Origin of the sequence: Paraflavitalea sp. CAU 1676, assembly GCF_029223285.1 — a bacterium.
GTDB lineage: Bacteria > Bacteroidota > Bacteroidia > Chitinophagales > Chitinophagaceae > Paraflavitalea.
Genome location: NZ_JARHUJ010000007.1, coordinates 311,941 through 326,967, shown reverse-complemented (window position 1 = coordinate 326,967; position 15,027 = coordinate 311,941). Strand labels below are relative to the sequence as shown.

Annotated in this window: 10 protein-coding genes; 6 read left to right on the top strand and 4 right to left on the bottom strand. The window is 51.5% G+C overall.

Going from position 1 to position 15,027, the window contains the following annotated elements; translation table 11 throughout:
* Nucleotides 1–155: 155 nt before the first annotated feature.
* Nucleotides 156–1,385, top strand: a complete 1,230-nt coding sequence (locus tag P2H89_RS23735; protein WP_275831641.1) for an MFS transporter — start codon at nt 156–158, stop codon at nt 1,383–1,385.
* A gap of 88 nt (nt 1,386–1,473) precedes the next feature.
* On the opposite strand, the gene P2H89_RS23730 is transcribed toward P2H89_RS23735, so the two are convergent.
* On the bottom strand, nt 1,474–3,948 hold the full coding sequence (locus P2H89_RS23730) for a glycoside hydrolase family 95 protein (protein ID WP_275831640.1): 2,475 nt from the start codon (nt 3,946–3,948) through the stop codon (nt 1,474–1,476).
* A gap of 140 nt (nt 3,949–4,088) precedes the next feature.
* On the opposite strand from P2H89_RS23730, the gene P2H89_RS23725 reads away from it, so the two are divergent.
* Entirely contained in the window at nt 4,089–4,973 is an 885-nt protein-coding gene (locus P2H89_RS23725) for an AraC family transcriptional regulator (RefSeq protein WP_275831638.1), read from the top strand.
* A 26-nt stretch (nt 4,974–4,999) separates the two neighbouring features.
* Here P2H89_RS23725 and P2H89_RS23720 read toward each other — a convergent pair whose 3' ends face one another.
* From P2H89_RS23720 to P2H89_RS23710, 3 genes are all read right to left on the bottom strand, one after another.
* Nucleotides 5,000–6,040 carry a BF3164 family lipoprotein gene (locus P2H89_RS23720; RefSeq protein WP_275831635.1) on the bottom strand — a complete coding sequence of 347 codons (1,041 nt, stop codon included), beginning with the start codon at nt 6,038–6,040 and terminating at the stop codon, nt 5,000–5,002.
* A 194-nt stretch (nt 6,041–6,234) separates the two neighbouring features.
* Nucleotides 6,235–6,657: a VOC family protein gene (locus P2H89_RS23715; protein ID WP_275831633.1), complete on the bottom strand. Its 423-nt coding sequence runs from the start codon at nt 6,655–6,657 to the stop codon at nt 6,235–6,237.
* A 158-nt stretch (nt 6,658–6,815) separates the two neighbouring features.
* On the bottom strand, nt 6,816–7,358 hold the full coding sequence (locus P2H89_RS23710; protein ID WP_275832094.1) for an RNA polymerase sigma-70 factor: 543 nt from the start codon (nt 7,356–7,358) through the stop codon (nt 6,816–6,818).
* A 250-nt stretch (nt 7,359–7,608) separates the two neighbouring features.
* Here P2H89_RS23710 and P2H89_RS23705 point away from each other — a divergent pair, with 250 nt between their 5' ends.
* The 4 genes from P2H89_RS23705 (at nt 7,609) to P2H89_RS23690 (ending at nt 14,992) form a co-directional block, all read left to right on the top strand.
* Nucleotides 7,609–8,775 (top strand): FecR family protein, encoded by a 1,167-nt coding sequence (locus tag P2H89_RS23705; RefSeq protein ID WP_275831631.1) that lies wholly within the window; start codon nt 7,609–7,611, stop codon nt 8,773–8,775.
* A gap of 87 nt (nt 8,776–8,862) precedes the next feature.
* The gene (locus tag P2H89_RS23700; protein ID WP_275831628.1) at nt 8,863–12,165 is read left to right on the top strand and encodes a TonB-dependent receptor; all 3,303 of its coding nucleotides are present in this window, start codon (nt 8,863–8,865) and stop codon (nt 12,163–12,165) included.
* Between the two features lie 26 nt (nt 12,166–12,191).
* Complete coding sequence (locus P2H89_RS23695) at nt 12,192–13,982, top strand: RagB/SusD family nutrient uptake outer membrane protein (RefSeq protein WP_275831626.1); 1,791 nt, start codon at nt 12,192–12,194, stop codon at nt 13,980–13,982.
* Between the two features lie 32 nt (nt 13,983–14,014).
* Nucleotides 14,015–14,992, top strand: coding sequence for a DUF1735 domain-containing protein (locus tag P2H89_RS23690; protein WP_275831624.1), 978 nt, complete (start codon nt 14,015–14,017; stop codon nt 14,990–14,992).
* The last annotated feature ends 35 nt before the right edge of the window (nt 14,993–15,027 follow it).

Sequence of the window (15,027 nt, the reverse complement as noted above, 5' to 3'; positions counted from 1 at the left end):
AGCCGGGTTTGCCTAAAGTTGCTACAAATTATTGATATACACCACACCCGCCCCGGCCTGCGCAGGAGCGTTGGCGCTTTGTTAATCTTTGATTTTTATAATTATCGGATTGAATTTCATAAGTGAAGGGCTGCTCTTTGTACGAATTTTGTACAATGAATTCGTATAATACTTTGGCCCCGGGGCAATGGGCCAGCGGTATCAAACCCGCTAACAGGAGTATAGCCAACTTCCTCGCATTTGCCCTCTTACCTTTATCGGGGTTCGCCACCGATATCTATTTACCCTCGCTGCCGGGCATGGCAGCCGACCTGGGCGTAAGCGCCGTGCAGGTACAGTTTACCATCACCATTTTCCTGCTTAGTTACGGCCTCAGCCAGCTATTCATCGGCAGCATCCTCGACAGCTATGGGCGCTACCAGAGTGGTCTGGCTTCGCTAGTGGTGTTTACGCTCTCCAGCATCGTGGCAGCTACCGCACACAGCATCGAGATGATCTATGCTATGCGGGTGGTGCAGGGCATTACCGTAGGCTTTGTAGTGGCCGGCAAACGTGCTTTTTTTGTTGACCTCTACACGGGCGATAAGCTGAAGAATTATCTCGGTTTGTTTTCCATCATCTGGTCTACCGGACCGATCATCGCACCGTTTGTAGGTGGCTACCTGCAATCGCTCTATGGATGGCGGGCCAATTTCTGGTTCCTGGCCGTGCTGGGTGGTGCACTCGGTGTAGCTGAATACTTCTTCAGCGGTGAAACCCTGCCGCAGCGTACGCCCTTCCGCGTGAAGCGTGTGCTAAACATTTATAAGGAGATGTTAACGCACCTGCCCTTTGTGCTGGGCATTGGTTTACTCGGACTTTCCTATGCCATGGTAATGGTCGCCAACATGACCGCGCCCTTCATCATCGAGCATCACCTGCAATTCGATGCGGTAACCACCGGTTACAGCTCCTTGATACTGGGGCTTGCGTGGATGATCGGCGGGTTCATCAGCAAGGGTGTCATTAAAGTGCCTTTCTTCCGCAAACTGGCCATCAATATCACCCTGCAGGCCGTGCTGGTGATTGCGATGATCGTTGCCACGCGCCTCTACGATAATATCTTTGTGCTGGTTGGCTTTGCCTTTGCCGTGCATGTAGGCGCAGGCTTTACTTTCAACAACTATATGACCTTTAGCATGACCCGCTTTCCGCAAAATGCGGGTATTGCCAGTGGCCTCACAGGTGGTATTACCTTTCTGCTGGTGTCGGCCTTCAGCTACGGCATCATCAACCTGCTGCCCGCCCAGGATGGTGTGCACCTGGGCCTGAGCTATGCCATCTTAAGCATCCTGGTGATCATCGTGGTTTATCTCTCTAAGAGAACCACGAGGTCAACCCACTAACTTATACGTCGCCTATAAACAGCAAGCGCGTGTACCCGGATGGGTACACGCGCTTTGCTTTGCAGAACGAGATTGGTGTGCCTGTCAATTACTTTCTGACCACTACGAAATACGATGTGCCTTTTGTTGTATTGAAACGGGTGGTATAACCATGACTATCGGCGATCGATGTGGCCTTTGTTCCCATAACTGTTATAGGTGCTGCTGTGCGCAAGGTACAGGGCCCGCCCGCCTGTGATGTTATAACAGCACCGTTTAGCTGCCCGTCGATCCAATCCATGTTGACGGTAAAGTTGCCGCGCGCTTTAAGGCCCTTCACCGAGCCGCTATCCCAGGCTGCGGGTAAAGCTGCCAGCAGGTGTATTTCGCCAAGATGGCTTTGCACCAGCATTTCGGCCATACCTGCAATGCCACCAAAGTTGCCATCGATCTGGAAGGGCGGGTGAGCATCGAAGAGGTTGGCATATGAGCCACCGCCCCGGGCATAATTGGTGCCGGCCTGGCCCGTTATGCGCAATATGTCGCGCACCACCTTGTAGGCATGGTCGCCATCGAGCAGTCGCGCCCAGAAATTGATCTTCCACGCAAGGCTCCAGCCGGTGCCCTCATCGCCGCGCAGCTCCAGGGTTTTACGGGCCGCATCGGCAAAGGCGGGTGTGGTGATCGGCGCGATCTGCCGGCCGGGATGCAGGCCATACAGGTGCGATACATGGCGATGGTGCGGCTCGGGATCTTCCCAATCCTTGTACCATTCCTGCAGGTTACCTTTTTTACCAATCTGCAAGGGGAATAGTTTGGCCCTTTTTGTTTCTATGAGCGTGCGGAAGTCTGCATCTTCATTCAATGCTTTGGAAGCTTCTATGATATTGGTGAAGAGATCCCAGATAATCGACATATCCATCGTAGTGGCGATCGATACACTTCCTTTTTTGCCCTTGTCGTCGAAGAACTCGTTCTCGGGCGAAAGTGCGGGCGCTGTAACAAGGTATCCGTTCTTGTCGGTCACCAGCCAGTCGAGGCAGAAAAGTGCCGCCGACTTCATCAATGGATAGGCTTCTTCTTTCAGGAACTTTTTATCGCGCGTATAATCGTAGTGCGTCCAGAGATGTTGTGCCAGCCACGGTGAGCCCAATGCCCAGTTGGCCCATTTGGGATCGCCCTTGCCCAGGTCGCCCACCGGGTTCGAGAGCGCCCAGATATCACTGTTATGGTGCACGGCCCAGCCCCGGGCATGATAATATTCTTTGGCTGTGACGGTGCCGGTGGCTGCGGCGTGTTTGACAAACTCGATCATCGGCTCGTGCAATTCCGAAAGGTTGGCCACTTCGGCAGGCCAGTAATTCATTTGCACATTGATATTGGTGGTGTAGTTGGAACTCCATGGCGGACGCAGCTCTTTGTTCCATACACCTTGCAGGTTGGCTGCCGGGCCACCGGGCCGAGAACAGGCTATCAACAGGTAACGGCCATATTGAAAATACAGGGTTTCGAGCGATGGGTCTTTGGCGCCTTCCGTATAACCAATGAGTCGCTCATCGGTAGGCAGGGCGGCGTTGCCGTTGTTGGTGGGTGCTGCCAGGGTAAACTGCACGCGGTTGAACAGGCGGTGGTAATCGGCCTGGTGGCGGGCTAGTAAACTGTTCCAATTCTTTGTGATGGCGTTCTTGATGTATTGGGCCGCCAATGCTTTTTCATCTTTGCCCTGTGCATCGGGACACTTATCGAAACCATTGAAGCTGGTGGCGGCGGCGACATAGATCACCACGTCGGATGCATTGCTGATGGTGATTCCATTGGTATCGGTGCGTACCTGACCGTCTTTGCTGGTGGCTTTGATGCGCCAGTCGAACCGCATGCCACGGCATCCGCTGGCATCATCTTGTGTAATGGGATTGGCGGAGCGTACATAATTGGGGTCGATATGCGAAGCTGCTTTGCCTTGCAGGGATAGCTCACTGTTGCTGATGGCCAGTTTGCGATGCGGCACCTGGCTGCCTGCGCCCAGTGTAAGGTTGAGCGCGCCGGCTTTACTGGCGGTGAGGCGGATGGCGATGACCTGGTCGGGCGCTGAGCTGATGACCTGCCGCGTGTACTGTACGCCATCTATTGTGAATCGGGTAGTGGCAACAGCGTTGCTGATGTCGAGATCACGATAATAGGCTGTGGGGGTGGTGTCTTTGAATGCCTGCCGGATGGTAATATCGCCCAATGGTAAAAAAGATTCGGAATAGTATCCCTGCATCTTTTTTGCCAGCGCGTATGCTTTGCTATAGTCTTCTTCTTTGAGCAGGGCCTCGCGGATCTGTTGTAAATAGGTAAAGGCTTCGGGATTGACATTGGTGCGTACCGGTCCGCCGGTCCAGAAGGTGGCTTCATTCAATTGCAATAGCTCTTCACTGACGCGGCCAAACACCATGGCGCCGAGGCGGCCATTGCCAACGGGTAAGGCATCCGTCCACTGACGGGCCGGTTGCTTGTACCATAATTTTTGTGGCGACTGGGCCTGTGCATGAATAATAGTAAACAGGAAAATGACAATGGCAGGCAGCTTTTTTTTGAACATGAATTTCTGTTTAGGCAATACAATACAATCCTGAGCCCCGTAGGGAATTACGCTTGTAAACTTAGCCGCTTTGTTTTAATGTTCGTGCCGCTATTTTTTCAAAGAGTTGTACTATATTACCGCTGCTTGAATTATGCTATATGAAACCTGAATTGCGCAAGATCACTGCAACGCCTCACTTTTCCTTCCTGGTTAGAAAGGATACCGGAGGTCAGATGCTCAACAACTGGCATTATCATCCTGAGATAGAAATACTCTTCATCAAGAAGAGTTCCGGTACCTGGATGATCGGTGACCATGTGGGTGCTTTTAGAAGTGGGGATGTTGTTATGGTGGGGGCCAACCTGCCACATTGTTTTAGACATGAGCAGGATTATACTGTTCAGCAAAAAGGAAAGGGTGGTGAAAGCATCTGCGTGAAGTTTGAGCCGGATGCGCTGGGTACTCCTTTTCTATCCCTGCCCGAAGCGGAGGGTATTCGTGAACTGCTGAGCAGGAGCCATCATGGATTGCGGCTCAAAGGAAAAACCCGGCAGCAGATCGGCCGCACCATTGGTAAAATGCTCGATGCGCCTCCGGGCAAGAGGCTGGTATTCCTGTTGGCGATGCTGGAAGAGATTGCCGCCAGTCGTGACTATTCCAGTTTGTCTTCGAAAGGGTTCACACGCCATGCCGGCGATGGTGGCAAAGACCGTATCAAGAAGATCTTCGATTACACCTTTGAACATTTCAGCAAGCGGATCGCCGTTGATGAAGTGGCATCCCTGGTACACATGACGCCGCAATCATTTTGCCGCTATTTTAAGAGCAAGACCAATAAGACCTATGTACGGTTCCTCATGGAAGTGCGTATCGGCTTTGCCTGCCGCCTGTTGGTAGAAGACGAACTGCGCGTGTCGGAGATCGGGTATGCCTGCGGCTATAACAGTCTTTCTCATTTCATTCACCAGTTTAAATCGATCACGGGCAAAAGGCCGCTCGAATACAAAGGGGATTGCCTGCAGCTGTCGGCTTCGGTGCAGTAGGGACGTGCCCGCAGCCGTTGTTACGGCTACAGGTCGGCCACGGAGAGTTGCTTGTTGCCGGGATGATAGAGGTAGATCTTTTTGTCGTTGCTGCTGACGGCAAAGTCGAGCGCGTATTGCTGTAGGGTGATCTTCTGCAAGGGCACGCCATTCCAATCGAATATATACAGGTATTTCCCGTTTTCCCGGTGACTGGTTTCGTGGTTGTTGCCGGAGTAAAGTAAGTAGATATAACGGTCGGTGACCTTTCCCTTCACAAATGCATACCTTGTTTTATAGTTCCTCGCACTGATCTCTTTTCCATCGGCCTGGTTGATGGCCGTAACATCCGGACTATAGTTTTCGGGTCCCTTGATGATCTTCGACTGGCCTGATGGCAGGTCGACGATCTCGATCTGATCTGCATAGCGGCAGGCCAGTACGCATTTGTCGGCGCCTGGTTTCAGGAACAGGAAACTTTCATAGGCCGATTTCCAGGCGCGGTCGTCGTTGCCTTCCGGATTGTAATAAGGAAGTATTTGCCGTATGATGCTGCCCTGGCGATAGTTGATCAATGCCAGTTTATGGGTGGCATCGTAGTCGCCGCTGCCGAGGGCCATAGAGTCGTTGATCATTTGCAGTGAGTAATAGAAAGCCGGCAAGGCGAATTCCTGCGCAGCTGTCGGGCTGCCGGCCTGTGGTTGAAGTGGCTCTACGACCAGTTTGTCTTTGAACAGGTCATATACCCACAGTCGCTCCTTGTGTAACCCATAAGAGATGAATGCGGATGATTGCCCATGCCCGTTACCCGTGGGCATATGCCGGCCCGTCCATTGGGTGGGGCGCAGGTTCATGACGGAGAAATGGTAGTTGCTGCCATCTTTGGCGCGGACAAACAACAAGGAGTCATCCTGGAGGGCAAGGCCATCGGGCGTGATCTCGGTGATGGTGGCGAGTGGGCGTTCGGATAAGGTTTTCTCCTGCCAGAACTGCGAAAAGATGATGACCTCGTTTTGGGGCGGCCAGGACAAAAAGCTGCAAAGGAGCACAGGAATAACTGCGCCCAATAAACATGTTATTGGCTTCATATGTGAAAGGCTGATTAGGGTGAATAATGAAACAGGATCATCCCGCGGCCTGGATTGGCCGGTTATAAGATCTTGTCATATAGATAAGAGGAGCCAACAAAGAAAAGGTTGGAAAAGCAGGGCGGGTTTTTGTTGAAAAACAGGTGGCAATAAAAAAGGGGCCCGCAGGCCCCTTCACTTATATGCTGTCCGGCTTATTTTTTTTGCTCGGTGTAGTTGATCATCCAGCGTACGCCGAATTTGTCTTCAAACGATCCGAAGTAATCGCCCCAGAACATATCGGCCATGGGCATCTCTACTTTGCCTCCGGCCGAGAGGCCATTGAAGATACGGTCGGCATCGGTACGGCTGTCGGGCGTAATGGAGATGTAGTTGTTGTTGCCGACGTTCAATACGTGGCCTGCGGAGGGCACACAATCCGAGGCCATGAGGTGCTGGCCTTTCCCGATGGGGATGGCCACGTGCATGGCCCTGTTCTTTTCATTGTCGGGCAGTTGGTCACCGCCGGGCGCCTGACTCATCTTCTGTATGAATATTTCTCCGCCAAATACGGATTGGTAAAAACGGAATGCTTCTTCTGCATTGCCATCGAAGTTCAAATAAGGATTCAATACCATGACAAACTTTTTAATAGGTTTACAAGCAATGTATCTATGATTGGGGAAGGCCAGCCGGCCTTCCGTGTTGATGGTACAAAGCTATGGTTAAAAGGGGAGTCGGGGCATGTCTTGTTGTGACATTCACCGGGTGTGAATACGACAATGGCGCCGCAGGGCTACAAAAGGAAGAATAATGCCTTTTTACTGATGTTTAAGGCTTCGCGCAACAGGCGGATGGCTTTGCGCATATGCTGCTCAACGGTATTCTCCGAGATGTTCAGGGTGGTGGCGATCTCTTTGTTGGACATCTCCTGCTCGCGCCGCATCCTGAAGACCGTTTGACATTGTGGCGGCAGTTTGGCGACCTCTTCGCCCAGTCTGTTCTCCAGTTCCCTGGTATCTACATACGATTCCACATCGTTGTTGCTAACCCGCTCGTACTGGTTGGTGGACTGCAGGTGAAATTTCTTCTGCACCAGCAAATGCCTGTAGTGATCGAGCAGTTTGTTCTTGAGCATGGTGTACAGGTAGGCCTGCAGGGAGTTGATCTTATGGGCACCTGCTTTGTTTTGGTATAAGGTAACGAATACTGTTTGCACGAGTTCTTTGGCGACCTCCCGGTCGTCGGTCTTTTGTACGGCGATCTTCAATAAGGGTAGTGCATGCTGGTGATAGAGCTGTTCGAAGGAGCGTTCGTCGCCCTGTTGCCATTGCTCAATGAGGGCCAGTTCAGTATTTGGTTGGAGCGTTTTGATAGATGCAAGTGTTAATCGTCGCGGACAATATTAGGGATTTTTTCGAACATAAAATACCCGCAAAGCCGCTAACTATACCAATTTAGCAAGAATTATCACTCTCCGGAAAATATTTATGGAACCGGTAACGGTAAGTCGTTACCGGTACGTCTTATTATCGCCATGTTACTGCAAGTGCCTAAAAAGCTGTCAGTTATGGAAAACTATAAGACCTATGGACCAGGCCCGGTTAACTTATTTGATAGAACGATATGAGCGGCAGGAAGCCACCCCTGCTGAAGCGGAAGAGTTGAATGCGTGGTTTCACGACTTTAATCCCGGACGCAATAATATGGACGCCTGGTTGCGCGAGCAGGGTGGGGAAGATGCCATGGTGGAGATGCTGTACGCCGATTTCAGGGATCGCGTAGCTGGCAACAAACGGGTTGTCAGGATCCGTACCCTATACAAGGTCGCGGCGGCCGCTGCTGTGGTGGGTATTGTTATGCTGGTGTTGTTTAGGCAAACCGGTCGCCAGGCAGATATGGCGCAAGTGGACGGCAAGCCTTCCTCTGGTCAGACTGCCCCCACCATTAAGCCGGGCAGCGACAAGGCTACCCTTACGCTGGCAGATGGTAGTACCGTTACCCTGGGTGAGTCCAACAGCGGAACCATCGCCACGCAAAGCAATGCAGAGGTTGCGCAGGTACAGCAGGGTAAGATTGCCTATAAAACCAATAACGGCTCGCCGGCCGACCTGGCACCTGTGTATAATACCCTTAAAACGCCGCGGGGCGGCAAGTACAACCTTACTTTATCGGATGGTACCGAGGTGACGCTCGATGCTGCTTCTTCGATCACCTATCCCGTGGCCTTCAATGGATCGGAAAGGGTGGTGGAGATCACCGGCCAGGTGTTCTTTGAAGTGGTGCACAAGGCAAGCCAGCCATTCCGCGTAAAGGCCAAAGGGCAGCTCATTGAAGACCTGGGTACTGCTTTCAATGTAAGCGCCTACGATGATGATGATGACCTGCGGGTAACGTTGGCAGAAGGCCGTGTGGATGTTCATACCCAGACTAAAACAGCGGCGCTGGTGCCGGGCCAGCAGGCGCGTATCGTGAACGGCCAGCAATCGATTGGCGTGAAACAAGTGAATGTGGAGGAAGTGGTAGCCTGGAAGAATGGCTGGTTTATGTTCCGCAATGAAACCATTCAACAGGTTATGAAGCAGGCCGCGCGCTGGTACGACATCGAAGTTGAATTTGAAGGGGCTCCCACACACAAACTATTTGGAGGAAGTATATCCCGTTACAAAGAGATTTCAGAGTTACTGCAGAACCTGAACATCACGGGCGGAATTAAGTATACCATAGAAGGAAAAAAGATCATTATCAAAACCTGATCCAGCCAAAACACCGAACGATTTACATTTTTATTTTAACTGCCATCAGCGGCGGGTGCAGCCCGTGCTGACTAAAAAACTCTTGCCATGAGATTTGCGCTATTGTTATTGACTGCGTGCATGCTGCTATGTTCCGCATCCTATGCCCAGAAAATTACGCTCAACAGGGAGAAGGCTCCGCTCACCGAAGTGCTTACGGCTATCCAGACGCAAAGCGGTATGGGCGTTATGTACGACGAAGCCCTGATCCGCAACGCACAGCCAGTGAGTGTTCGCATCAAAGAAGGAACGGTAGAAGACGCGTTGAAGCAGGCCTTTACCAACCAGCCATTTACTTATGCGATCAACAATCGCACCATCCTCATCACACCGAAAAAAGCAACAGCCGATGCCGTCACGCTGATCGTGACCGGTAAAGTATTGAACGGACGTAATCAGCCCCTGGCTGGTGTTACCGTGGCGGATAAGGCGGGCAGCGTTACCGCTGTGACAGATAAAGATGGTGTGTATTCCATCAAACTGCCCGATGCCAATGGCATCCTGGTATTTACCAATGTTGGTTTTGCTCCCCAGGAAATACCGGTCAATAACCGGAAAGAGATCAACGTAACCATGCGCGAGCAGGCTACCGGCCTCGAAGATGTGGTGGTAGTAGGCTATGGTCAGCAAAAGAAGGTAAGTCTGATAGGCGCCATCAGCACGGTAAAGGCAGAAGACCTCAAGCAGCCGGTGGCCAATATGACCAACCTGCTGGCGGGTCGTGTAGCGGGTATAGTGGGCGTGCAGCGCAGCGGACAGCCTGGTTACGACAATGCCGATATCTACATACGCGGTATCTCTACTTTTACCAACAGCAAACCCCTGGTGCTGGTAGATGGTGTGGAAAGGGATTTCTCGAATGTGGATCCCGAAGACATTGCCAGCTTCAGTATCCTGAAAGATGCCTCTGCCACTGCCGTATACGGTGTGCGCGGCGCCAATGGGGTGATCATCATCACCACCAAACGCGGCAAGGTGGGCAAGCCGCTCATCAATATGCAATATGACCAGGGTATCACCCAGTTTACCAAGATCCCCAAGTTTGCCGATGGTGTTACTTATATGCAGATGGCCAACGAGGCCTACAAAAGCAGTAACCCCAACGATCCGATGCCCAAGTACTCGCAGGAAAGGATCGACAAAACGATCAGCGGCGAAGATCCGGACCTCTATCCCAATGTGGACTGGTTTAAGGAACTGTTTAAAGAGACCGGGCAGAACCGTCGTGCACGGGTGAATGCCAGCGGCGGTTCCGAGAATGCCCAATATTATCTCTCAATAGGATACTACGATGAAAATGGTTTGTTTAAGACCGATGAACTGGCCAATTATAATTCGGCCATTAAATTCACCCGTTACAACTTTACTTCCAACCTCAGTTTGAAAGTGACCAAGTCGACCAAGGTTGATTTCGGCGCTGCCGGCTGGATCAGCAATGGTAACTATCCCGGTAGTTCGGTAGGCGATATCTGGAATGCCGCTTACCTGTTGCCGCCCATCCTCATCCCCAAGGTCTATTCGAACGGTTTGTATTCGCAATTGCGCACCGGAGATATCTTCAATCCTTATAACAGACTTACACAAACGGGCTATATAACGGAGTTCAGGAGTCAGCTCTGGAGTAACATACGCGTAACCCAGGATCTTAGTGGATTATTACTTAAAGGACTTTCGGCTACCGCGATGTATTCGTTCGATAACTATAACTCCCATACCATTCGCCGCACCAAAACGGTGGATGGTTACCTGGCAAAGGGCCGCGATGCCTCCGGTAAATTGCTGCTCGATCAAACCTCTATCGGAACGAGCTTTCTCGGTTATGAGCGCAGCAATGGCGGTACAAGACAATACAACCTGGAGGCTTCCTTGAACTATGCCAACCGCTTCGGCAGGCACGATGTGACTGGTATGTTTCTTTACAACCAGTACGACCGGGCGGATGCGTTTGCCGGCGATTTCATTGCTTCGATTCCCTATCGTTTTATGGGTGTTGCCGGCCGTGCCACCTACGGCTATGATGGAAAATACCTCGCTGATATCAATTTCGGGTACAATGGTTCCGAAACCTTTGCGCCCGATAACCGCTTCGGATTCTTCCCGGCCTATGGTGTAGGTTGGGTACTCTCGGAGGAGAACTTTTTCAGACCGCTCTCTACTATCTTTTCTTTCTTCAAGTTGAGGTATACCTATGGTGAGGTTGGTAACAGCAACATCGGTGGTCGTCGCTTTGCCTATATTTCCACAGTAGGTGGTGGCAACCGTTACCTCGATGGTAACTATACCTTTGGCAGGAACGGTACCAACCAGACCTTCAATGCACTGGATATCGGCGATTATGCCGTGAGTGTTACCTGGGAAAAAGCAAAAAAGCAAAACCTGGGTATCGAGCTGAAGACCTGGTCGAATGCGCTCACCCTCACCGTCGACATCTTCCGCGAAGACAGGTCGGCCATCTTTCGCCAGCGTGGTGATGTGCCCAACTATGTGGGTGTTTTGTCACTGCCTTATGCCAACCTGGGTGAAATACACAACCGTGGTATCGACGCCTCGCTCGATCTCAATAAACAACTCGGTAACGACTGGGTGATCGGCCTGCGCGGCAATTTTACCTGGACGAAAGCCAATGTGATCGATGATGCTAATGCGCCCTGGCCTTACCCCTGGCAGCAACGCATCGGCCGCAAGTTTGGACAACGGTTCGGGTACACCGATCTCGGCCTATTCAAAGATGACAAAGACGTTGCCAACAGCCCGTACCAAACCGGTACGAACAAGGCGGGTGATATCAAATACAAAGACCTCAATGGCGATGGTAAGATCGACTCGTACGACCAGGGACCTATCGGCTACGGTTCGTTTCCCGAGATCGTGTATGGCTTTGGGCCTACGATTGCCTGGAAAGGGTTCTCTGTTGCCGGTTGGTTCAAGGGCATCAGCAATGTAGACATCTCCCTCAATGGCGATGGACTGCAGCCCTTTAGTCAGGGTGGCGAGCGCGGCAACCTGATGGCGCAGATCACCGACCGCTGGACACCCGAGAGCACCAATCCCCGGCCCCTCTATCCCCGCCTTACCTATGGTAATGACAATATGAACTATGCCAACAGTACCTGGTGGGTGAAGAACGGCGCCTTCCTGCGTTTGCAAACCGTGCAGGTATCCTATGATTTCGCCCGTTCGCGCTGGCTTAAATACCTGGGCATGTCGAACATGAGCCTGTATTTCATTGGCTACAACCTGTGGACGAAGAGTGAATTCGATATGTGGGATGTGGAATTGGGCGACGGTAAAGGCGCGCAATATCCGCTCACCAAGACGTACAATTTTGGTATCAAATGTTCTTTCAAATAGTAGCCATTCTAAAACTATTACGCTGTATGAAAAAAATAACTGTACAATATGCCACCTGGTTCTGTGCTCTGCTGTTACTGGGTACTGGTGGTTGCAAGAAGTTCCTCGAGCAGGTTCCCAATGACCGTATCACCATCGAACAGGTGTTCCTGAAAAAAGGACCTACGGAACAATACCTGGCAAATGTTTACAACTATGTCAACGACGATTATAGCCAATGGGAGGGCAATCCCTGGGGCGCCAACTCGGATGAGATGGATGTGACCTGGTCAAAATACCCCACCTATGCTTTGAACATCGGCAACATATCTGCTGCCGCTACTTTGTTCGATACCTGGGGTAATTATTACCGGGGTATACGGTCGGCTACTTACTTTATCAATCATGTCGATAACAACGTTGAGATATTGTCCCTGAACGGCCAGGAACGCATCGATCAATACAAGGCAGAAGCCAGGTTTCTGCGGGCTTACTATTATTTTTTACTGATGCGTCAGTATGGACCCGTAGTACTGATCGGTGATAAGGAGATACCCGCCGATGCTTCGGCGGATGCTATGCAATTGCCCCGGAAACCCTTCGATACCTGTGTGGCCTATGTGGTGAGCGAGCTGGACAAAGCTGCTGCCGTATTGCCCAAAATACCTTCCAACAACGGCCAGGCCAGCGATATCGAATATGGCCGTGCAACAGTTGGTATGGCGCTGGCAGTGAAAGCAAGATTATTGTTATATGCAGCCAGTCCGCTTTACAACGGCAATACCGAAATGGCCGGTTTCAAAGGCCAGGATGGCGCCAACCTGATCAACCAAACCTATGATGCGAAAAAATGGAAGGCAGCGGCAGATGCTGCCAAGGCGGTGATCGACCTGGGACTTTATTCACTCTACACCGATCCGGGCAATGATCCCATCAAATCGTACCAGGGTTCATTGCAGCAGGCCTGGAATGCCGAACAGATCTTTAACCGTAAGAACAATAACTTTCCTACCTGGGATGTGCATTGTATGCCGCGGCAGGCCGGTGGATGGAATGGTATGGGCGTAACGCAGGAGCAGGTGGACGCTTACTTCATGTCGGATGGGAAACAGATCACCGAGTCGAACCTCTATTCGGAAAGTGGATTTACGACCGTAAACGGTGTGCAGGTTTTCAATATGTACATGAACCGCGAGCCGCGCTTTTATGCGTCGGTCACGTACAACAATGCTATGTTCCAGGGCGGCAATATGTCGAGCGCCAAAGCGATCACCTTTTTTCCCAGCGGGCCTAATGGCAAGAACGGGCATCCTACCGACTGGACAAAGACCGGTTACCTGATCCGCAAGAACGTGGCAACGCAAACCAACAATGGATCGGGCGGTAATGGTACCCAATACCAACGGCCTGCCTGTTTGATCCGCCTGGGCGAAGTGTACCTCAATTATGTGGAAGCATTGAATGAAGCCGATCCCGGCAATCCCGATATCCTGAAATACCTTAACCTCATCCGCAAGCGTGTTAATATTCCTGAATATGGTTCGGCCAATTTGCCGGCGCCGGTGAGCCAGGCAGATACGCGTACGCGCATCTGGCAGGAGCGTAGAGTAGAGCTGGCGTTTGAGACCCACCGTTGGTTCGACATCAGGCGCTGGAAGATCGCTACGCAGGTGATGGGCTCCATGCATGGTATGAATATCAACAAAGACGACAATAGCTTTTACACCCGGGTGGTGGCCAGTGAACACCTGTTCCGCTCGCCGGCCAGCTATTGGTTCCCGATCAGCCAGTACGATCTCGACCGCTCGAAACTGATCGTACAAAACCCGGGATGGTAAGGTTTTTATTCATTCACTTTTATTCTACAAACATGTACAATTATAAAAGCTCCCGTTTTTTCATGCTGCTGATGCTGGCCATTGTTGTTAGTGGTGTTGCCTGCAAGGACGATTACAATCTCCCTTACCAGCCGCTTGAGAAGTATATAAAGGTGTATATGCCGCAGGCAGTGAACGGTGCGGTGGTACGTACGCTCAAGATCACCGACAGCGCGCAGACGCTGGTGTATGGCGCCAACTATGGCGGCCAGGGATATCCTGATGCCGATATTGAAGTTTCATTTGCCGTTAACAACAGCAAGGTGGACAGTTTCAACAACGCCAACCGCACGAACTATCCGCTGCTCCCGGCCAGTGCTTATACATTGTCTGCTACGTCAGCCATCATTCCCAAAGGTAAGGTAGCGACCGAGCCGTTGACCATCACCTTCAAGACCAATGGAGCAGGTGCTATGGATGCGTTGAAGACCTATGTGCTCCCGATCACCCTGTCGACGAAAACGCTGGCAGTGAATGAAGCACTGCGTACTGCTTTTTATGTGGTGAAGGCGCAGCCCGACCTGAAGGATTATCCCAATTATGACCGGGCTGTGTGGCAGGTCATAGATTTCTCTTCGCAGGAAGCGAATGGCGAGGGTGCGAACAATGGCAGGGCCATTTTTGCACTCGACAACAATATCAACACCTTCTGGCATACACAATGGCAGGGCGCCTCCCCGGGTCCGCCACACCATATCACCATCGATATGGGCAGTGAAAAAGTATTGCATGGCTTGTCGTTCCAGGGACGCCAGAACGATGGCGGTGGTAAGCCGAACGAAGTGAATGTTCAAGTGAGTACAGATAATGTTACCTGGAGTGATGCGGGTAGTTTTACCCTTCAGAATAATAAGAACGTACAACCCGTTTTTATGCCCAATGGATTTAAGCCGGCCCGTTATTTTAAGGTGATCATTAATTCGGCCTATAATGGTGGATACACCATTGTGTCGGAACTCAATGCTTTCTGATCTTTAAAGTGCAACAGTCCGGCAGGGGCCGGCTG